Source organism: Paenibacillus sp. 01T431 (assembly GCF_056398625.1).
The window spans coordinates 188,521-209,280 of record NZ_JBFTPT010000009.1; the positions used below are offsets into that span (position 1 = coordinate 188,521).

At 44.9% G+C, this 20,760-nt stretch carries 21 protein-coding genes, 1 tRNA gene and 1 pseudogene; 17 read left to right on the plus strand and 6 right to left on the minus strand.

Features of this window, described 5'->3' with window-relative positions; translation table 11 throughout:
- Positions 1 to 36: 36 nt before the first annotated feature.
- From pstC to AC1DM9_RS18235, 11 genes are all read left to right on the plus strand, one after another.
- Entirely contained in the window at positions 37 to 900 is an 864-nt protein-coding gene (gene pstC / locus AC1DM9_RS18185) for a phosphate ABC transporter permease subunit PstC (protein ID WP_256711019.1), read from the plus strand.
- A 1-nt stretch (position 901) separates the two neighbouring features.
- Positions 902 to 1,777 carry a phosphate ABC transporter permease PstA gene (gene pstA / locus AC1DM9_RS18190; RefSeq protein WP_076270190.1) on the plus strand — a complete coding sequence of 292 codons (876 nt, stop codon included), beginning with the start codon at positions 902 to 904 and terminating at the stop codon, positions 1,775 to 1,777.
- A gap of 12 nt (positions 1,778 to 1,789) precedes the next feature.
- A complete protein-coding gene (gene pstB, locus AC1DM9_RS18195; RefSeq protein ID WP_308999341.1) occupies positions 1,790 to 2,545 on the plus strand; it encodes a phosphate ABC transporter ATP-binding protein PstB in 756 nt (251 codons plus the stop codon).
- Positions 2,546 to 2,653: 108 nt separating this feature from the next.
- Positions 2,654 to 3,313, plus strand: coding sequence for a phosphate signaling complex protein PhoU (gene phoU / locus AC1DM9_RS18200; protein WP_076270305.1), 660 nt, complete (start codon positions 2,654 to 2,656; stop codon positions 3,311 to 3,313).
- 190 nt (positions 3,314 to 3,503) lie between these two features.
- Positions 3,504 to 5,042 carry a GGDEF domain-containing protein gene (locus AC1DM9_RS18205; RefSeq protein ID WP_477581459.1) on the plus strand — a complete coding sequence of 513 codons (1,539 nt, stop codon included), beginning with the start codon at positions 3,504 to 3,506 and terminating at the stop codon, positions 5,040 to 5,042.
- Positions 5,039 to 6,259 (plus strand): EAL domain-containing protein, encoded by a 1,221-nt coding sequence (locus tag AC1DM9_RS18210; RefSeq protein WP_477581461.1) that lies wholly within the window; start codon positions 5,039 to 5,041, stop codon positions 6,257 to 6,259. The genes AC1DM9_RS18205 and AC1DM9_RS18210 overlap by 4 nt, the downstream gene beginning before the upstream one ends.
- A gap of 104 nt (positions 6,260 to 6,363) precedes the next feature.
- Positions 6,364 to 9,042 carry a DNA polymerase I gene (gene polA, locus AC1DM9_RS18215; protein WP_441885888.1) on the plus strand — a complete coding sequence of 893 codons (2,679 nt, stop codon included), beginning with the start codon at positions 6,364 to 6,366 and terminating at the stop codon, positions 9,040 to 9,042.
- A 48-nt stretch (positions 9,043 to 9,090) separates the two neighbouring features.
- Positions 9,091 to 9,933, plus strand: a complete 843-nt coding sequence (mutM, locus tag AC1DM9_RS18220) for a DNA-formamidopyrimidine glycosylase (protein WP_441885885.1) — start codon at positions 9,091 to 9,093, stop codon at positions 9,931 to 9,933.
- Between the two features lie 140 nt (positions 9,934 to 10,073).
- On the plus strand, positions 10,074 to 10,796 hold the full coding sequence (locus tag AC1DM9_RS18225; protein ID WP_477581464.1) for an MntP/YtaF family protein: 723 nt from the start codon (positions 10,074 to 10,076) through the stop codon (positions 10,794 to 10,796).
- A 15-nt stretch (positions 10,797 to 10,811) separates the two neighbouring features.
- Positions 10,812 to 11,408, plus strand: coding sequence for a dephospho-CoA kinase (coaE, locus tag AC1DM9_RS18230; RefSeq protein ID WP_477512578.1), 597 nt, complete (start codon positions 10,812 to 10,814; stop codon positions 11,406 to 11,408).
- Positions 11,405 to 11,971: a lytic transglycosylase domain-containing protein gene (locus AC1DM9_RS18235; protein WP_477512579.1), complete on the plus strand. Its 567-nt coding sequence runs from the start codon at positions 11,405 to 11,407 to the stop codon at positions 11,969 to 11,971. Before coaE ends, AC1DM9_RS18235 begins: the two co-directional genes overlap by 4 nt.
- A gap of 107 nt (positions 11,972 to 12,078) precedes the next feature.
- Here AC1DM9_RS18235 and AC1DM9_RS18240 read toward each other — a convergent pair whose 3' ends face one another.
- Positions 12,079 to 12,297: an alpha/beta-type small acid-soluble spore protein gene (locus tag AC1DM9_RS18240; RefSeq protein ID WP_053377233.1), complete on the minus strand. Its 219-nt coding sequence runs from the start codon at positions 12,295 to 12,297 to the stop codon at positions 12,079 to 12,081.
- A gap of 143 nt (positions 12,298 to 12,440) precedes the next feature.
- Here AC1DM9_RS18240 and nrdR point away from each other — a divergent pair, with 143 nt between their 5' ends.
- Together nrdR and AC1DM9_RS18250 are read left to right on the plus strand one after the other, a co-directional pair.
- Positions 12,441 to 12,923, plus strand: a complete 483-nt coding sequence (gene nrdR / locus AC1DM9_RS18245; RefSeq protein WP_053377232.1) for a transcriptional regulator NrdR — start codon at positions 12,441 to 12,443, stop codon at positions 12,921 to 12,923.
- 43 nt (positions 12,924 to 12,966) lie between these two features.
- Positions 12,967 to 13,042: transfer RNA gene (locus AC1DM9_RS18250), tRNA-Ala, on the plus strand.
- Positions 13,043 to 13,352: 310 nt separating this feature from the next.
- Here AC1DM9_RS18250 and AC1DM9_RS18255 read toward each other — a convergent pair.
- The 3 genes from AC1DM9_RS18255 to AC1DM9_RS18265 form a co-directional block, all read right to left on the minus strand.
- Positions 13,353 to 13,979 carry an FMN-dependent NADH-azoreductase gene (locus AC1DM9_RS18255; RefSeq protein WP_477581466.1) on the minus strand — a complete coding sequence of 209 codons (627 nt, stop codon included), beginning with the start codon at positions 13,977 to 13,979 and terminating at the stop codon, positions 13,353 to 13,355.
- A gap of 70 nt (positions 13,980 to 14,049) precedes the next feature.
- Entirely contained in the window at positions 14,050 to 14,634 is a 585-nt protein-coding gene (locus AC1DM9_RS18260) for a DUF3238 domain-containing protein (RefSeq protein WP_477581468.1), read from the minus strand.
- A gap of 102 nt (positions 14,635 to 14,736) precedes the next feature.
- Positions 14,737 to 15,321: a DUF3238 domain-containing protein gene (locus AC1DM9_RS18265; protein WP_477581470.1), complete on the minus strand. Its 585-nt coding sequence runs from the start codon at positions 15,319 to 15,321 to the stop codon at positions 14,737 to 14,739.
- A gap of 151 nt (positions 15,322 to 15,472) precedes the next feature.
- Between AC1DM9_RS18265 and AC1DM9_RS18270 the strand changes: the two genes are divergently transcribed.
- Positions 15,473 to 15,946 (plus strand): MarR family winged helix-turn-helix transcriptional regulator, encoded by a 474-nt coding sequence (locus AC1DM9_RS18270; RefSeq protein WP_477512583.1) that lies wholly within the window; start codon positions 15,473 to 15,475, stop codon positions 15,944 to 15,946.
- Between the two features lie 306 nt (positions 15,947 to 16,252).
- A pseudogene (locus tag AC1DM9_RS18275) lies at positions 16,253 to 16,468 on the plus strand (DDE-type integrase/transposase/recombinase); the annotation flags it as partial.
- A 222-nt stretch (positions 16,469 to 16,690) separates the two neighbouring features.
- Here AC1DM9_RS18275 and AC1DM9_RS18280 read toward each other — a convergent pair.
- Positions 16,691 to 18,334, minus strand: a complete 1,644-nt coding sequence (locus tag AC1DM9_RS18280) for a M56 family metallopeptidase (protein WP_477581473.1) — start codon at positions 18,332 to 18,334, stop codon at positions 16,691 to 16,693.
- A gap of 2 nt (positions 18,335 to 18,336) precedes the next feature.
- Positions 18,337 to 18,729 (minus strand): BlaI/MecI/CopY family transcriptional regulator, encoded by a 393-nt coding sequence (locus AC1DM9_RS18285; protein ID WP_477581475.1) that lies wholly within the window; start codon positions 18,727 to 18,729, stop codon positions 18,337 to 18,339.
- Between the two features lie 430 nt (positions 18,730 to 19,159).
- On the opposite strand from AC1DM9_RS18285, the gene AC1DM9_RS18290 reads away from it, so the two are divergent.
- Both AC1DM9_RS18290 and AC1DM9_RS18295 read left to right on the plus strand, forming a co-directional pair.
- Positions 19,160 to 19,720, plus strand: coding sequence for an RNA polymerase sigma factor (locus tag AC1DM9_RS18290; RefSeq protein WP_477581571.1), 561 nt, complete (start codon positions 19,160 to 19,162; stop codon positions 19,718 to 19,720).
- Complete coding sequence (locus tag AC1DM9_RS18295; RefSeq protein ID WP_441880832.1) at positions 19,710 to 20,393, plus strand: DUF4367 domain-containing protein; 684 nt, start codon at positions 19,710 to 19,712, stop codon at positions 20,391 to 20,393. The genes AC1DM9_RS18290 and AC1DM9_RS18295 overlap by 11 nt, the downstream gene beginning before the upstream one ends.
- The last annotated feature ends 367 nt before the right edge of the window (positions 20,394 to 20,760 follow it).

Sequence of the window (20,760 nt, forward strand, 5' to 3'; positions counted from 1 at the left end):
GAAGTCTATGATTTCAAAAATAAACGCGTAAGCATCATGAACAAATTGATGCCAATCCTATTGTTCCTGTGTGCATCCGTATCTGTTCTAACTACAATAGGTATTGTCGTCACACTCATCTCAGAGACCTATCAGTTTTTTCAAAAAATACCGATTTTTGATTTCTTGTTTGGGACCAAATGGTCACCGTTAATTCCGCCCAAAAGCTTCGGCGTTTTGCCGCTCCTGTCAGGCACGCTCATGATTACGTTTATCGCTTGTTTAGTCGCTATCCCTCTAGGGCTTGCAAGTGCCATTTACTTATCAGAATATGCACCGAAGCGGGTTCGTAAAGTAATTAAACCGATATTGGAGGTACTCGCAGGAGTTCCAACCATCGTATATGGTTACTTTGCTCTTAGCTTGGTTACACCTCTTATTCAAAGTATTTTTCATAGCGCCGGCGTGTTCAACGCATTAAGTGCCGGTATTGTTGTCGGTATTATGATTATTCCTATGGTTTGCTCGCTAAGTGAGGATGCGATGTCCTCTGTACCGCGCAGCTTGCGTGACGGCGCTTATGCGCTTGGCGCAACACGGTTCGAGGTTGCTTTGAAAATCGTTGTGCCAGCAGCCTTTTCGGGTATCGTGGCTTCTGCCGTACTTGCTTTCTCAAGGGCGATCGGCGAGACGATGATCGTTACGGTAGCGGCAGGCTCTACACCTAATATGACGGCTAATCCGCTCGAGAGCATCCAGACGATGACCGCTTATATCGTTCAGGTCAGCCTTGGGGATACGCCGCATGGAACGGTTGAGTATGGATCGATCTTCGCGGTCGGCATGACGTTGTTCGTCATTACATTCCTACTCAATATTCTTGCCCAGTACATTGCAAGAAGATTCAGAGAGGAGTACTAAGATGAACATATTTCTAGATGCTAACCGCAAGCAAATTGCTAATCGGCGGAAAAAGGATTGGATGCTTCATATCCTGTTCGTCGCCGCCACTTCCATCGGCGTTCTCGCGCTTTGCGCGTTAATCGTAGATATTTTGATCGACGGTATTGCAAGGCTCCAGCCTGATCTATTCACGAACTTCCCGTCTCGCAAAGCGGACGGTTCCGGAATGAAGTCGGCGCTGGTTGGTACGATTTACATGCTGCTTATTATGGCGCCTATTTCCTTTATTTTTGGAGTAGGAGCTGCGATTTTCTTGGAGGAATATGCGAAAAAGGGCCGGATTACCCGGATGATTCAGCTTAATATCAGTACACTAGCGGGCGTTCCGTCCATCGTATACGGTATTTTGGGCTTAACCTTGTTCGTACGACTGCTCGCTCTTGATCGCAGTCTCATTGCAGGGGCGCTCACGATGACGCTGCTTGTGCTTCCTATTATTATCGTATCTGCACAAGAAGCGATTCGTGCCGTTCCGAAATCACGCCGTGATGCTTCGTTCGCTCTAGGCGCGACCAAGTGGCAGACCGTTTCTCGCTCTGTTATGCCCTCAGCTCTTCCGGGCGTACTAACTGGCGTCATTCTTGCTATGTCTCGTGCAATTGGAGAAACGGCACCGCTAGTTATGATCGGAGCATTAACGTATGTTGCCTTTTTGCCAGAAGGTCTTAAGGATTCGTTTACGGTTATTCCTATTCAGGTGTACAACTGGTTGTCCAAGCCACAGCTTGAATTTAAGGAGCTTGCGGCCAGCGGTATTATCGTTTTACTAGCGCTGCTGTTGCTAATGAACTTTTCGGCTATTTTGCTTCGCAACAAGTATCAGAAGAATATTTAGGAGGAAAACGATATGGAAGCACTTATTAATATTAACAAGCTGAATTTGTTTTACGGCGCTTTTCACGCTTTGAAGGATGTAACACTAACGATACCTGAGAAAGCAATCACTGCATTCATCGGTCCATCCGGCTGCGGAAAGTCAACTTTGCTTCGTACACTAAACCGTATGAACGATATGATTCCGGGCACTCGGATCGAGGGTGGTATCGCCATTGGCGGTACTGAAATTTACTCGAATGAAGTGGATGTTGAAACACTGCGCAAAAAGGTCGGCATGGTATTCCAACAGCCGAACCCATTCCCGAAATCAATCTATGATAACGTGGCATACGGTCCTCGCCTGCATGGTATTACTAGCAAGCGCGAGCTCGATGAAATTGTAGAAACAAGCTTGAAATCCGCGGTATTGTGGGATGAAGTAAAGGATCACTTGAAACGTTCCGCTTTCGGTTTATCTGGTGGACAGCAGCAGCGCCTTTGTATTGCCCGCGCACTTGCAGTAAACCCAAATATTTTGCTTATGGATGAGGCGACATCAGCGCTTGACCCGATTTCCACGCTGAAAATTGAAGAGCTTGCTCAAGAATTGAAAGATAAATACACAATCGTGATGGTTACTCACAACATGCATCAGGCAGCCCGCGTATCCAATCAAACGGTGTTTTTCTTGAATGGCGAGGTCGTTGAATACTCGGATACGGAGAAGCTGTTCTCCAATCCAACCGATCAGCGCACAGAAGATTATATAAGCGGACGTTTCGGCTAAGCCAAACGGATCGTGGGAGAAAACTTTTATTCAAGAGGCTTAATCATATCATTTTGTCCTTGCGAATGATGTTGTTTTACAAACCTTGTAGGGGGAATGCCGTTCATGATGACCACGCGTAAAGAGTTTGACCAAGGACTAGAGCATCTTCATAATTTGCTGATTGATATGGGTACTTTTGTTGAAAAAGCGCTCGTAGAATCGATGGAAGCATTAAAAACCGTTGATGTTGACCGTGCGAAGCAGGTCATAAAGCTGGACCCGTCGCTAAACCAAATGGAAGAAAAGATTACGGAAATCGGCTCGAAGCTGATCGCTACGCAGCAGCCTGTTGCCAAGGATTTGAGAAGAATTCTGTCCTCGTTTAAAATCGCAAGCGATTTGGAGCGTATGGGCGATCTCTCCGTTGATATTGCTAAGGTTGTATTGCGTTTAGAGGGTCAGGAGCTAATAAAACCGTTAATCGATTTGCCGCGTATGGCAGAAATTGTTCAGCTTATGACATACGAGTCCATTCAATCGTTTATTCAAGAAAACGTAGACCTGGCTTACAAAATGGCGAAGGACGACGATCAGGTTGATGCCCTATATGGACAAATTACGCGCGAGCTTTATTCCCTTATGATGGAAAATCCTCGCAACATTACACAGTCATCGCTTCTCACTCTCGTCGGACGTTACCTCGAAAGATTCGGTGATCACGCAACGAACATCGGTGAGAGCGTCGTTTATCTCGTAACGGGCAATCGTCCGGATTTGAACGTATAACCTACTTAAAACATACTTAAGACCGCCCACGCTTAGCTGCTGGACGGTTTTTTTGTTTAGGAGAAAAGCACTAAGAAAAATGTCGAATTTTACCGCAAGTTAATCCTTTTATGCATCTCTATTCACAATTGGCTGGTAAAGTAATACATAAAGGAACTGAAATAGACGATAGTCGATTGAGGGGATTGGCATGAATGGAGTCGGGGTTGGTTTATTCAATCGAGATATGCTCCGCAGCATAAAAGAGCGCTGGCATGAAGGCGGAATTGGTGTCATCTACGTCCGTTTTCGCATTGGGAACACAGCAGCAGAATCAGCATTGCAGCTATGGGAGGGCACGGAGGCAAGGCTTTTCTGGCGTCAGCGCCTTGAATGGGATTACTTTTATTTATTTGATCGGCAGCAGAAGGATGAACCGATCATTCGAGTGGTCGAGAAAGCGATGGAGCGGCTTATTGATAGGCTAAGGAAGTCTGATGCAAAAAAAGAAGACGGGGCTTTCTCAGACACCGTTCTGGAGGTAAGCATAGGTCTTTCAACTGCATACCCTCCAGCAACCGGCCGTTCCTCGGAGTCGGTTGTTTATCGGATGATTCTTGATGCGATGGAGCAAAGCGCATATAACGTTACTCTCGGAAGGAACCGCCAAGAATCTCTATCCGAAGGCAAACCGAAAATAGAAAACTACGGTCAGATCATCGGAGCAGGCGAGCCAGTGCAGCAGCTGCATTTGCCGGGGAACCATAGCCGAACCGTTCGAATTGGCGGGCTTGCTGCACCTTTTCCGATATTTCCTGCCCGGGCCAGGGTGTCCGAGGTTGCTTATTTTTTCGATACGAATGCGAAGGCGCAAGGCGCGGTCATTGTCGATAAAGGCAGACCAATTGGCATCTTAATGAAAGAGAAGCTGCATCAAATGTTAGCCGGCCAATTCGGGCTGCCTCTTTATTGGAACAGACCGATTGAGCGGATTATGAACAATCAACCGCTTATTGTGGATGAGCAGCTTACTGTCGAGCATGTATCTCAGCTGGCAATGGCAAGGGATTTCTCACAGCTATACGATGTCGTTCTTATTACGAAGGATGGACAGATGGCAGGAGCAGCTACGATCAGGTCTATTTTGGAATGCATGACGGCGCTTCGCACGGAGGCAGCACGAACAGCTAATCCGCTTACGGGGCTGCCGGGGAACGAGGAAATTCAGCTGGAACTGAGCCAGCGGATCGGACAAAGTGAGCCGTTTGCTGTTGTCTATGCGGACTTGGACTATTTTAAATGGTATAACGATTCCTTTGGTTTTGGGCTCGGTGATAATTTGATTCGCTATTTGGGAGATATTCTGCGTATGGAGCTTGATCAGCTCGGAGCAGTCGACGACTTTGTCGGACATATAGGCGGAGATGATTTCATCGTGGTAATGAGAGCAGATTCGGCGGAGCAACTATGTCAGGCTATGATTAAGCGTTTCGATAGCGGGATTAAAGCATTTTACGGCGGCGTTGAAGTAACGACAGTTGAGGATCGAGAGGGCAATCTCATTGATCAGGAGGGTGTAACGCTTTCTTTGTCACTCATGTTATGGGATGGCAGAGTAGCGCTTGCGGCAGATGATATTCCGAGGATTGCGGCAAAGCTGAAGAAACAAGCGAAAGCTCTTAAAGGCAGCGTCTATGTCATGGATCAAATTATAGGAATGCATCATGGAGAGGAACGGAACGGAAATTGAGACAACTACGGGACATATGGCGGCTAAACGATACGGAAAACGTGAGCTCGGGTCATCTTGGTATTATTTATTTATCATGGCAGTTTCCTACGGATGTTCGGAAAAATCATTTATCCGCGCAGCATGAGAAATGGCGTGTTTTTGCAGAGAATGAGGTGAAGGCTGCATTTGGAAGCTCTTTACTATATAAAGGGCTGCAATGGATGAAGGAGGATTTATTTATCCATATGCGTTTGCCGGCCGGACATCAAATGCTGCAGGAGGACTGGCTTCTTGAGCTGGCCTATAAGCATACCGCTGATTGGGAGAAACAATTTGCAGAGGAGATCTGCTATGAGGGGCTAGCTGATGTGCTTGGGAAGCTCCATATTGGTGTATCTGTCGTACCCAATGACAATGACCCTGTGGATGGCCTCGTCTGGTATGATGCGATGAAAAAAGCAATTTTGCACGGGCAATCCGCCGGATCGATGGAACGAAGCTTAAAGCGCCGAGCTCTGGAACGAGTCATTAGCGAGCGGCTTATTCAGCCAGTATATCAGCCTATCGTATCGCTGCTGCGCGAAGGAGAGGTATTTGGCTTCGAAGCGCTATCGCGCACGCAGGATCAAACTTGGTTTAATGGACCAATGGAACTCTTTCAGTGTGCTGAGCAGGAAGGTTTGACTTATAGCTTGGATAGACTGGCTAGAGAAAAGGCGATAGACGGCTGTCTGCGGCTCATGCCAGGGCAAAAGCTATTCATCAATGTGATGGCGCAAATTATGGAGGATCCAAGCTTCTCGCCGGGTCAAACGCTCAGTCTGCTGGAGCAGCATAAGCTATCGCCCCATCATGTCGTATTTGAAATTACAGAACGAAGCTCAATCGCGGATTTTGGCTCTGTGAAGAAGGCGCTGGAGCATTACCGTAGTCAAGGTTATCAAATTGCAATTGATGATGTTGGAGCGGGTTATTCGTCATTGCAATCAATCGCTGAGCTGCGTCCTGATTATTTGAAGGTGGATCGGTCGATTATTCAGAATATCCACTTGGATGAGATGAAAGAGCATATTTTGTACACACTGGTTCAGATTGCAGCAAAAATGGATATTTCCATAATTGCCGAAGGCATAGAACTTGAAGCGGAGCTTGCGAAGGTGCGTGAGATGGGGATTGAATATGCTCAAGGTTATTTATTAGGCAGGCCTGCTCCATTTCATTCCATGATGATGTGACCGATACAAAAAAGGGCTATCCCATCGCAGCAATGCTTGGGAATAGCCCTTTTTGTGGTATACTTAAAGGTATGAATGTTACATAAAGAAGGTGTTGATTCCTTATGGAAAAATGGATGCTAATTGACGGAAACAGTATAATCTACCGTGCGTTTTTTGCTTTGCCGCCGCTTACAAATTCGGCGGGCAATCACACGAATGCGATTTTTGGGTTTACAACGATGCTGCTTAAGCTGCTTGAACAAGAAAAGCCGACTCATGTGCTGGTTGCATTTGATGCCGGCAAGGTCACTTTTCGCCATGAAGGTTATGCGGAATATAAAGGCGGAAGACAAAAGACACCGCCAGAGCTGTCAGAACAATTTCCAGTGCTTAAGGAGCTGCTTCAAGCCTTTAGCATTTCGCAGTTTGAGCTGTCCGGTTATGAGGCCGATGATATTATCGGTACGCTAACGAAGGCAGCTGACGAGAAAGGTGTAGAAACTTTTGTCGTTACTGGAGATAAAGATATGCTGCAGCTTGCTTCAGACAAAGTAACCATTGCGGTAACACGCAAAGGCGTTAGTGATGTTGAACTTTACACACCAGAGACGATCCAAGAGAAATACGGCCTTGTGCCGATGCAAATTATCGATCTTAAGGGGCTCATGGGGGATACCTCTGACAACATACCTGGTGTTCCGGGCGTAGGCGAGAAAACGGCGCTTAAGCTGCTTCATGAGCATGGATCCGTTGAAAGCGTGCTTGATAACTTGGACAAGCTGAAGGGCAAGCTGAAGGAAAACATTGAGAGCCATAAAGATGATGCTACGATGAGCAAGCGCTTGGCGACGATCTTCCGTGAAGTGCCTATAGAAAAGTCTATCGATGACATTCGTTATGCCGGGTATGATGGTTCGAAGCTGGCTGAGGCGTTCCGCAAGCTGGAATTTAAATCATTAATTGATCGCCTGGAGCTAGGTGCTGAAGCGGGTGATATGGATAAGGAAGCCGAAGCTGCTGCAGCTGATTTGAATATTAATGTGATCGAATCAGAAAAAGACGCAGAGATGCTGGAGAAGCTTATTCAACTGCTCCAGAAGTCGGACAAAAATGGCTTGTATATCGAAGCCATTGGGGAGAATCCGCATCATGCCGAGCTGATTGGCCTTGCTATCGCTACTGATGAAGCTGTGTTTGTAATGCCATATTCAGTGCTTAAGCAGCCTTTCGCAGCGAAGCTTCGCGACTGGCTCGAACAAGCGGACAAGCCGAAATACGGCTTTGATCTCCATAAGGTGGAGCTGGCACTCAAATGGAGCGGAATCAGCTTCGAGGGTTCTGCTTTTGATGTGCAGCTGGCAGCATATTTGCTCGATCCTACAGAAGCAAGCCAGACATTAAGCGGCATTAATGAGAAGCAAGGCTTGTCGACACTGCCGCCGGATGAAGCTGTTTATGGCAAAGGCGCGAAATTCAGAGTGCCTGATGCCGATACGCTTTATCGCCATTTATCGCTGAAAGCGGAAGCGGTTCGGAAGCTCGTGCCTCTGTTAACCGAAGAGCTAAGCAATACGGGCATGAGCAAGCTTTATTTTGACATGGAGCATCCATTGTCCCGCATTCTTGCAGGGATGGAGTTTCAGGGCATTAAAGTAAAGTCGGAGGAGCTGGAGGCGCTTGGCCGTAATTTGGAGAGTAAGCTGACAACAATCATTAGCAGCGTGTACAAGCTTGCTGGTACGGAATTTAATATCGGATCGCCAAAGCAGCTGGGTGAGATTTTATTCGAGAAGCTTGGCCTGCCTGCTAAGAAAAAGACGAAAACAGGTTATTCGACGGATGCTGAGGTACTGGAGGAGCTTGCTCCTTATCACGAGATTATTCCGCTTATCCTGCATTATCGTCAGCTCTCGAAGCTGCAATCTACTTATGTAGAGGGCTTGCTTAAAGAGGTGCGCAAGGAAACAGGCAAAATACACACGTATTATCGCCAGACCATTGCAGCTACCGGTCGTCTAAGCAGTCAGTTCCCTAACCTGCAGAACATTCCGATTCGTCTTGAGGAAGGACGCCAAATTAGGAAAGCCTTTGTACCGTCCGAGCCGGGCTGGTCCATCGTAGCAGCTGACTATTCACAAATTGAGCTTCGTGTGCTCGCACATATTGCTGATGATGAGAATATGAAGGAAGCGTTCATTAAGGACATGGATATTCACACCAAAACAGCGATGGATGTATTCGGCGTAACTGCCGAGGAGGTTGATTCCAACATGCGTCGTTCGGCAAAAGCGGTCAACTTCGGCATCGTGTATGGCATCAGCGATTTTGGCTTATCGCAAAACCTTGGCATTTCCCGTAATGAAGCTGGAAAGTTTATTGCGGATTACAAGGAGGTTTTCAAAGGCGTTCGCCAATATATGCACGATATCGTTCAGCAAGCGAAGCGCGACGGGTATGTGGCCACACTGCTTGAGCGCAGGCGTTATCTGAATGACATCAATGCTTCTAATTTCAACTTGCGATCCTTTGCTGAACGTACAGCGATGAATACACCGATTCAAGGTACTGCGGCAGATATTATTAAGCTGGCCATGGTCCATATGGACGCTGCGCTGCGCGAACGCAAGCTGAAGAGCCGCATGCTGCTGCAGGTGCACGATGAGCTCGTGTTCGAAGTGCCGCAAGAGGAGCTGGAGCTGATGAAGACGCTTGTGCCTGAAGTGATGGCTGGAGCGCTCAAACTTGATGTTCCTTTGAAGGCCGATATGAGTTTCGGTGACAATTGGTATGAAGCAAAGTAACCCACTGGCGGGCAGTTTCGGGTATAATGGTTGTTGAGGTGAGGAGAAATGCCTGAATTGCCAGAGGTAGAAACAGTTAGAAGAACATTAATTGAACTTGTAGCGGGAAAACGTATCCAATCAGTAACCGTTAGACTCCCGCGTATTATACAGCGTCCAGCAGAACCTGAACAGTTCGCGGATGCGCTTGTCGGACATACGATCCAGACGGTTGAGCGACGCGGCAAGTTTTTGCGGATTATCTTGGACGGGCTCGTACTTGTATCGCATTTGCGAATGGAAGGCCGATATGGGGTTTTCCCATCGGAAGAGCCGATTGAGCTGCATACTCATGTTATCTTTCATTTCGAAGATGGCACGGATTTGCGTTATAAGGACGTTCGCCAGTTCGGTACGATGCATTTATTCCAAGAAGGGCAGGAGCTTGAGCTTCCGCCGCTTAACAAGCTTGGTATAGAGCCGCTTGAGCCAGCCTTTACGCTAGAAGCGCTTCGCGGGAAACTCGAGAAACGCGCGACTAAGATTAAGCCGCTATTGCTTAATCAAGAGCATATTGTCGGTTTGGGCAACATCTATGTAGACGAAGCTTTATTTCAAGCACGCATACATCCGGAGCGAACACCTAGCACATTGAAGCCGGCCGAATGGAAGCGACTTTATGAAGCGATACGTTCGACACTGGGAAATGCGGTTGAAGCAGGCGGTTCGTCTATTAAATCGTACGTTAATGGACAAGGCGAGATGGGAATGTTTCAGCATCAGCTGCTTGTATACGGCAAGAAGGATGAGCCTTGTCCAACCTGTTCAAGACCGATTCATAAATTTGTTGTTGGCGGCCGAGGTACCCATATTTGCAATAAATGCCAGACACTGCACGCATCAGGAAAATAATACGAACTGCAGCAAATGTTAACCAGCATGCACAGTCAAATACTCCCCGCATATGATAAGTGTGTTACGAACAATAGGCGGATGTCTACTTACAGCTTCTTGTAAGCCGGATCGCCGCTGTGCGGGGAGGGACTAAAACATTGTTCGCGCATGTAGTTTCACTATTAGTTCTTGCTGTTGCTGTTAGCGTAGACGGTTTTGGTGTTGGCGTTACTTACGGTTTGCGGAGGATCCGCATACCGATCGTGTCAATACTGATTATTGCTTGCTGCTCTGGTATTATTATTTATTTGTCCATGCAGGTTGGCGGATTGATAACCACGTTCCTGTCTGAATTCGTTGCGCGTCTCATTGGCGCATGTGTCCTCATGCTGATTGGTGTCTGGGCGCTATTGCAGCTTAGACGAAACAAACAGCAGCAGGATGATGTGAGGCATGAGCACGTAGAAACCGCAGTACAAGAAAGTGCTGCTTCGGCAGAAGCTGGCGCAAAAACACATGCCGGAGAGATCGCGAGTGCTGCGCTTGTCGTTATGGTAGAGCTGAAGCGTCTAGGGCTCGTTATTCAGATTTTGCGCACGCCACAGTCGGCTGACGTCGATAAATCAGGCACCATCTCTGCATCGGAGGCCGTCATGCTTGGCTTTGCATTATCACTTGATGCATTTGGAGCTGGACTTGGGGCTGCGTTGATCGGATTGCCTTCCTTACTTACGGCTTTAACGATAGCGGCGGCAAGTGCTATTTTTCTTGTTGGCGGTATCCGTTTTGGCTTTCGTTTCTCCGCTTGGAAAGGCATGCAGACATTAGCTATGCTGCCAGGCATATTATTAATCATAATCGGAATCATGAAGCTGTTATAATTTGAGGTGAAAAGGATGATAATCGGATTAACCGGCGGTATTGCCAGCGGCAAAAGCACAATCGCAAACATGCTCGTCGAACGCGGTGCGCTGCTGGTCGATGCCGATCAAGTCGCAAGGGAGGTTGTACTTCCCGGGGAACCAGCATTAGAGGCAATCGCCTCTACGTTTGGACAAGCTGTCCTTGAAACGGACGGTTCTCTTAACCGCAAAGCTCTCGGCGAAATTGTGTTTCGCGATAAACAATCACTAGCAAAGCTTGAATCCATAACCCATCCAGCTATACGGGCGCGGATGCAGCAAACCATACATACTTACGCAGAGCAGTATCCAGAACGATTAGTAGTAGCTGACGTGCCGCTGCTATACGAGACGAAGCAGGAGCATCTGTACGAAGGCATATTGGTCGTATATGTACCCGCTGAGCTTCAGAAAAAGCGCTTAATGGAACGAAACCATTTGCCTGAAGAAGAAGCAAGCCGGCGCATCGCACTGCAAATGGATATTGAGCAAAAGAGACTGAAAGCGGATTGGGTCATCGATAACAGCGGATCGCTGGAGGAGACGAAGCGTCAGCTGGATGAATTTTGGAAAAGTAAGTGTATGCCATGAGGGTATTCCAAAAGAAAAGGGTGCTGCTCGTCCTGCTGCTTGGTTTATTGACGATTTTATTTCTCAAATCAGATTGGCTTGCGGAGTGGATGTATCCGGTTCATTACAAAGAAGACATTCGTGCAAGTGCTTCTAACTATGGCATTGAGTCGCATTTAGTGGCCGCGATTATTCGCAGTGAAAGCAATTTTCAGACAGGCAAGGAATCGAAGAAGGGTGCACTGGGCTTAATGCAAATTATGCCTGATACGGCTGCATGGGTCGTTCAAAAAGCAGGATTTCAAGCCGTAACGGATGATATGCTTATGAATCGTGCAGACGTTAGCATTGAGGTTGGCGCGTGGTATTTAAGATCTCTTAATCAACAATTTGATCAAAATAAGATAGCTGCAATTGCTGCATACAACGCGGGTCCAGGAAATGTTCGCAAGTGGCTTGACTCGGGGACTTGGGATGGAACGATCGAATCGGTTAAAGAAATTCCGTTTGGAGAAACTAGACACTATGTGCAGCGAGTCATTTACTATTATAATAAGTATAAGGACTTATATCCGAGTCTTTAATGGATGATCCTTAACGATAACGAAAATAAATGAAGCCTTGGAGGCTCGTCTCTTCATGGACGAGCCCTGCCAAAGCTTCGGTTATTCATACAACTTTTAATGAATCATTATTTGTATTGACCAGCAAGGGATTGCTCGGCAATTTGCACTAGGCGACGGGTAATGTATCCCCCGATGGAGCCTGCGTCTTTTGTAGCCATGTTGCCGTAGTATCCGTCTTGCGGAATTGCGATGCCTAGCTCTTGAGCAACTTCATATTTCATTTGGTCAAGGGCAGCTGTCGCTTGTGGCACTACCAATTGGTTACTGCTGCGGGATGCGCTCATGTATGTTCACCTCCTTGCGGTTGGTAAAAGTATTATGTGCAAAAATCTGAACTTCATTACAGGAATTACATGGAAATTAAATTTTTTTTTCGAAGAGTCCATTTTTGAGGCTMAAGCGACTAAGAAAGGAGGCAATACGCATCATGAAATGCCCATACTGCGACTATGCCGGAACGAAAGTATTAGATTCCAGACCGGCCAACGAAAACAAATCCATTCGTCGCCGCCGTGAATGCGAAAAGTGCAGCCGCCGCTTCACGACATTCGAAATGATTGAAGAGACGCCTCTGATCGTCATCAAAAAAGATGGCAGCCGTGAAGAGTTCAGCCGTGACAAAATATTGCGGGGTCTTATCCGCGCCTGCGAGAAGCGTCCGGTACCAGTGGAGCGTCTAGAGGTAATCGTATCCGAGGTTGAGAAGGAGCTGCGCACAACGGCACATGCCGAGGTTGATAGCAGCGATATTGGTGGAATCGTTATGAACGAGCTTTATCCTGTAGATGAGGTAGCTTATGTCAGGTTCGCATCTGTTTATCGCCAATTCAAGGACATCGATATGTTCATGAAGGAGCTCAATAATTTGCTGTCCAAACACCCGCTCAATGGTATGATAGATAAAGATTGACAGTTTTGACGACCCTGTGCTAAGATCAATCTTGTCGTCATTTGGGGCCTTAGCTCAGCTGGGAGAGCGCATCGCTGGCAGCGATGAGGTCAGGGGTTCGATCCCCCTAGGCTCCACCATAATAAACCATTCAAACCACTTCTGTTGAAGTGGTTTTTTTATTATTTGGTGGAGCCTAGCAAGGGGCAGATCGCGCGCACGAAGCGTCAGTGTAGGAGCACGGCATCGAAATTACCGCTATGCTTTGCTTCATACGGATAATATCTGTGAAAATATAATCAGAATTTCGATCCCCCAGGGTTCAGTCCGTGCGGACGTAATGAAATGAGTGGGCATCGAAGGAAAGTAGTAAGAAAAGCCAATAAAAAAGCAGTACCACCACTATAAAAGTGTTGATACTGCCATATTCAGTGATAATTGTTTTACTAGTTAGAATTTACTTGCTACTTTAAGAGCTTTTTCAAGACCATTCGCAATGATCTCTTCTGCTTTTTCTGGGAATTGATTGTGGCCTTCTATCACAATTGTCTCTATATCATTTACTCCGAAGAAGCTCATCATACTTGCTACATATTTAACAGCCATTTCAACGTCAGCTTTTGGTCCTTCAGAATATACACCGCCACTAGCGTTTAATAATGCAATTTTCTTATTCCCCATAAGTCCTACTGGACCGTCTGGTGTATATTTAAATGTTTTACCTGCTCGGTTTAAATAATCAATATATGTGTGTAGCACAGCTGGGATTGTTAGGTTCCATAATGGGAAACCAAACACAACTTTATCAACAGCAAGGAATTGATCTAAATATTTATCAGCAACAGCTACTGCTTTTGCTTCTTCTGCTGTTAACGCAAGTCCTTTACTTGTTTTAAAAGTGCCATTAATCATATCTACGCCTACATATGGCAATTCATCCTTGTATAAATCAAGCTCTATTATTTTATTATTTGGATGCGATTCTTTGTAACTCGCAAAAAATGCATCATATAATTTTACACTGACCGATTGATTTGCTGGGCGATTGTTTGCTTTTACGAATAAAACTGTTGTCATTTGTTCCTCCTGATGTTCACTACTCTAAGGTGTTTTATTTTTAATTACTAAAAAGTTCATCATATTGGGTTCACAATATCTTTTTGAATCTATACTCCATATCCCCACCCATAGCTGCAGGTGTATCACCAGTTTCTCTGAAATCATGAGTATAAATTTGTTCAAACGGACCCCAATTTACTTGCTTATAAAATTCATAACAAGGGAATCCATCGTGTTCCCCTTGAATGTCGACAATACCATCTTTTTTGACAAGTACAGTTAATAGATAGTCAACAGGAGGTGCTAATACATTTAATGGGTTGCTAGCACTTGCACTCATTTGAAATTTGACCTTGTCTGACTCCCATATAATATCCGAGCACAAAATGCCTTCCGTACTAGCTTTTCCTGATCTTTTATTAATGGAACCATCAGGAGTTGTGATTTTTTCTGTTGTTATGCCAGTATTCACATATGTGAAAATTTCTTTTTTGTAGAAATCTACAATTACTTCTTGTTCAATTCTTGAACGCAAAGTGTTTACTGCATAAGGTGTAAACTCACGTGAGTCACCTTCGAATTCGATTGTGTTACCCGTTTGAATATCTTTCCTAGGTTCAGTCCAAGATGTTGGAATAAATACACTTGCTCTAACTTTAACGATAGTAGTCATGAGAATACACCTCTGTAATGTTTAATATTATTTTTCGTATGGTTAAATGCTTGCTTTTCCTTTAATATTTGCTGTTTGCAATCTTCTACTTAATATTTATATCTAGAGTGTCGCTTTGAAATTGTATTCCATTTCCCCAGCTAGCGCTGCTGGAGTGTCACCAGTTTTTCTGAAATCATGTGTATATATGAATTCAAATGGACCGAAATCTGTTTGTTTATAAAATTCATAGCAAGGGAACCCATCATGGAAACCTTCGATATGTGCATCCCCACTTTTGTTAACGTTTATAGTTAATACATAGTCAGCTGCAGGTGCTGCTGTATTCAAAGGATTGCTGGCACTTGCCCTCATTTCAAAAGAAACATCATCAGTTCCCCACATAACATTCGTACATACAATGTTTTGTGTATTTGTTTTTCCTTTTTTATGTTCGATAGAACCGTCTGGATTTGTAATTTTCACAGTCGTAATACAAGCATCTGCAAATGTGAAAATTTCTTTTTTATAAAAATCAATAATCACCTCTTGCTCTATTCTTGATCTCATTGTATTTACAGCGTAAGGTGTAAATTCGCGTGCATCACCCGTATATTCGAAGATCCTTCCAGTTGAAGGATCTTTAATAGGTTCCAACCAAGCATACGGTGCAAATACACTTCCTCTAATTTTAACGATATTAGCCATGAGAACCCTCCATAATTTATTAATTTTGTCTCGGTGAATTCTATTTCTTTCACAATCGTAATATAGTCAACTTGATTGACTATATTACGCATAGTACAATGAACTCTGAACAAAGTCAACCTAGTTGACTTTATTTAAGGAGGTAATATGTATGAATAATCAATTTTTTAGTGAATTAGATCTTACATCCCTTTTGTCATTATCTTTTAGTGTATCGATTAATGAACTACATAACAGATTGAGTGAATTGGGATTTGATGATATTAGACCTGTACATGGTTTTATGTTTAAATGTATCAATCCTAATGGAGCAACAGGTATAGAACTAGCCGAATATTTAGGAGTTACAAAGCAAGCTGTGAGTAAAATGGTGGATTATCTCGAGCAATGTGGTTATGTAATACGCAAAGCTCATCCCACTGATAATAGAGGGAAAATTATTATTTTGACCGAACGAGGTTGGTTAGTAGTGAAAGCAAAAGAGAAGATTCTAACTGAGATTGAGCAACGTTGGATTGAAAACATTGGAGCAGAACGACTGCAAATGCTCAAAGAAGATTTATCAAAATTAATTTATGGAGCAAATGAAGGTAATTTACCAACAAGAGTAAGACCTGTCTGGTAATCATAGAAAATTAAAACCTCTCCTATGATGGAACTGCACCCCCAAAAATAGACATTAGAAAAAAACCTGGGTTAATCTAAACTATTTTAGGGGGCGTTTGGCATTGGCTACAAAAGGACAGAAGTTTAAACGTTACAGTTAGGAGACCAAGCTAAAAGCAATCGAGCTAAAGCTAGGTGGCAAAATAAAAAGGGAGATAATAAAGGTATTGGGGATTGAAGATGAAGGTCAGATTAAGATATGGATGCGTAAATACAAGCAACTCGGAGAGTTCAGGCTTATGGATAATAGAGGGCGCCGTATGCAGGACGTGTAGCGGAGAATAAACTTAATCGTGATTTTACAGCCGACAAACCCAATCAGAAATGGGTCACGGATATTACTCAGTACCGCGTGTTCGATCAGAAGATTTACCTGTCCGTAATTAAGGATTTGTTTAATACTGAAATTATTGCTTATCACATGAGTTTCAACAATGAAAATCCGTTGGTTTTAAAAACGTTTGAAAAGGTATTTAACAAGCTGACTCCGGTTGAGTACCGTCGCCAGCTTGTTTCCTAGGGCTTTTTTTCAATGTCTACAAAATCGGTGTTTGACCATGCAGCATAGGTTTTTTTTATTGTCTACAGAATGGGGTCTTGTTCAGACTGCTGCACTGGTTATTTAACTATCGTTCTCCGATTGCCCATTTGGTGCCCTAAGGCCCTGCGGTAGAAGTTGATAGCCTCTAATCGTTCAGCTCATTCACAGAAAAGGGTTAATATTTGTAATATCTCCAGTGGATCGGTCCACTGTTATAAGAAACCGGCCATCGCTAGTAAGATTGCCCTCGGAAGAAGGTCTAATTTCAAATAAAACAAGTGAGTCATTGGCGTAGCTATGTTCTGTTGTTGTAATTTGTACTTCTTGAACACTAACGTCCAAGAATTGTTGAGCCAATTGAGTCGCTTTCTCTTTACTTTGGTCTATTGAAATCCATTGTTCTTTTTGTATTTCATTGCTTTTGTTTGATTCTTTAGCTGCCTTCATATCATTAATACCAATTATTTTATTATTTTGACCAACCCATACACGCATACTGTCGTCTGCGGTTACATAAGTGGCAGTTTCTCTCTCATCTTTTATAAGTGAAAATCCAGTCAGGTTAAAATACTTCTGCAATACGAGAGTAGCTTCTTCTGCAGAATTGACTGTCAGGCTTTGGATTTGGCCGGCTCCAGGCTTCGATAGCTTTACCACTTCCACTGTTTCATTTGATTGGGTATTCCCTTGAGCATTTACTAATGAGAATGAGCAGACAGTTAATAGCGTTGCTAATCCTAATACAGATAAGCGCATAGAATTTTTCTTAAAATGTTTAATCATGAGTATTCTCCTCTTGAGATGCTTGTAATTACCCGATAATCCGACCAAACCTGGATATCTCCGGGCTCCTGCATAATGCTCCAATAAATTAATGATCGTCTGGCCGTAAGCTGCTTTGTGTTCAGCATGGATGTAGGACAAGGCTAATGCATCACAGGCTACCTCTTGATCTGCTCGCATTCGTGCGTAGACAACCCACATTATCGGATTAAACCAATGTAAAATAACCAGAACATGCATGAGCCAATTCATCGCAACGTCCCTGCGCTTGATATGTGCCAGTTCATGATTGAAAATATAACGGAATTGATCGGCATCCATCGAACGAATCAACGAACTGGATAATAAAATCCTTGGTTTCATAAACCCATAAACCGCAGGACTCGGCACTGCATCTGTTACGGTCAGAAGAATCGGTTGTTTGACCGACATTTGGCGCTTGCATTGCTCGAATACTTGTAATACCGCCGGATGGGTTACATTGGGCTGTTTTTTAATTCGACTATACACGTTGATATTGGCTATAAGGGTTACAAGGCTCAAGATTATGACCCCTAGCAACCAACCAAACAACAGGATGTCTCGCAGCGTTATTTTGGATAATAGATCCACAAACGATTGCTTTGCAAGGACTTGTTTTTCAGGAACATTCGCAGAGGAATGAACTATGACATCGGATGGATCTTTGAGTGTCCATTCGCTCGGTGAATCCACGTTGTCCTTCAACTGATTCTTTCGTTCATAAAGATTGGAAATATCATCGAGCGATCCTAAAAGGGATTCATTAGACAACTGCTGCTTCATTGGCAATAGATTGTATACGCTGTACGAGCTTTCTGGCGCCCAAGGCAATACGAGCCGAATGACAACAGGAAACCATAGGAGATAATGCCACTTCGGCTGCAACTTGTTTCTGAGCATCCATTTGATCATGACAATGAGAGCAACCAGCACACTTGCCATCAACGAAGCGCGAATCACCCAGTCGAAAAAAAACTGCATATACATCTGCACATATGTCATGGCTATTTGCCTGTCTTCGATTTGTTATCATCGAATAATTGTTTCAGCTCATTGATTTCCTGTTCCGTCAGTTTTTTCTCCTGAAGGAAGTTCGCAAGCATCGGTTTAATGGCTCCACCGTACAATTTTTGCAAAAAACTTTTGGTTTCATTTTGCAAATACTCATTTTCTGAAACCAATGGATAAAACATTTGGGCTCGTCGAGATTCGTCTTTGTTGATTCCAACCGCTTCTTTCTGCACCAGACGGTTAAGCAGCGTACGAATCGTCTTCGGACTCCAGTCCATTGTTTCCGTTAGTTGTTTAACAATTTCGCTGGATGGACATTCCTTCCTCGCCCAGAGGATTTTCATAACTTCCCATTCTGCATCTGTGATTTGTGGTAATTTTGTCATACTCGAAACCTCCCGTTACATGTAAAAGGATCACAATTATAGGCCTACAACTCATATACTACACGTGTAGTCCTATTGTGTCAACGAACATCTCGTACCATTCACTTCCTATAACTAAGAAAATAATAATAATTATGATGTGTAATACCTCTAGGTGGGAGATCGCATCGTTGGCAGCGAAGAGGTCATCTAGAGAAAATAGTGTTAGTATAAACGGATATTGGGGATCTTTTAAACCAAAGATGAAGTCGAAAATCCGCATCATCAGGCATGCTGTACATGTGGCTTTTATCGTTTTAAATTCAAGCAAGAAGGAGTATGGGGAATTAAGCTCAAATTGGCGAAATTCTTATTGGACTGTCAGATTTAAAGCGAAGTGCAGCGAAAAATGCGCTCAGGCCGTCTAATAGGTGGAGGTGATGATTCAGTGATGCCGGCCGGCTCGAATAACAAGGAAAATTTCCCGAAAGATCCCACGCAAGCTCTAGAGCAGCTGATGGAAAGCTTTAGCTCGACGATCATGCGCACCGCTTATTTTTATACCGGGGATCGGCATTTTGCCGAGGATATCAGTCAGGAGGTATTTCTTCGCGCTTATCGCAACTGGAACTCGTTTCGTGGAGATAGCGCGGTTAAAACCTGGTTGACGACGATCGCTATCAACGTTTGCCGGGACAAGATGGGCGTGCGGATGTTTACGGAACAGCCGACCGATCCCAGCCTGATGGAGCGGGGACGGATATTCAACGTAGAAGAAGAAGCGCTTAAAAGATTGCAGAAAAGCGAGATTTTGCGGCATATGCTGCGTCTGCCTCTGCCGTATCAGGAGGCTTTGTATTTATATTATTATCTGGACTTGGACACACGGGAAATTGCGAAAGCGACGTCGTCGCCCGAGGGTACCGTGAGAAACAGACTGCACCGGGCGCGCGAGGCGTTGGCTCGGGAAATGCGCAAGGAGGAGACAACCGATGACGGACATGGAGCGTAATTTACGTCAACATTTGCAAAAGGAGTCGGATGATATGTTGTTTTCTAAAATGGAATTGAGCGATAGCGTTAAACAGAAGATCAGGAAACAAGCCGCCGCGGAAGCGAGAGGCCGCCGCCGATTCGTTCTTCCGAAAGCCTGGCTTGCAGGAGCGGCAGCGCTGGTCGCGGCAGTCGTCATAGTGGCGGGATTGCCGATGCTGCAAGAGCCCGCCGCAGTCCCGACGCCAACGGATAATTCGTCGGAAATCGTGCTGCCCGGAAACGGAGGAGCCACAGGTTCGGAGTTGTCCCAATTGATTACAACTCCGTTAGGAACGGCGGAGGCAGCGAAAGCAGCTTTCGGTTCCGGTGTGCTTGTTCCTCAAGTCGCCCCGGAAGGCTTCAAGCTGGCTGAGATCGTCGGCGTGGGAATGAAGGACCAACCGCTCAGAGATTTAAACTTCACATACGGTTCGGGTGATAAGACGGTGACGTTCAGCGCGAGCCGCATGCCGGCAGCGTTCCCGACAGACCTGTTCACACAGACCAAAGTGGGTGGAGCGGACGGCTTAATTTTCGAGCAAGCCGAGTTCACAGAGCTGTTCTGGGTGGTTGACGGCATTCAGTATGGCGTGTCCGGTCCGATTTCGGGCGACGAGGCTATGAAGGTAGCCGAATCGGTGGAGCCTTAATGAGTTGATGCGTGTATATCGTGAATGAATGGAACGCCCCACCCGTCGAATGCTAGATAAATTGGGGTAGTGTAATAGCCCCACACGAGAGAGCATATCACTGGCAGATATGAGGTCAGGGGTGAGGGTCGCCCTAGGCACCTCCAAACAATTAATTCAAACCACTTCATCTGAAGTGGTTTTTTTGGTGAAGCCTATTTGCTTCATAAGATTACAGGAGGAAATGAAATTTAGGATTGGAATCAAGATTGAATGCAATCTACTTAAATTAATATTGCCCCTGTAAAGGATAAGACTACCTCATTGGAACTTTATTGCAACACTCGTATGATAAGATAAGTCCCCAATATACAAATCGTGTTCCGGG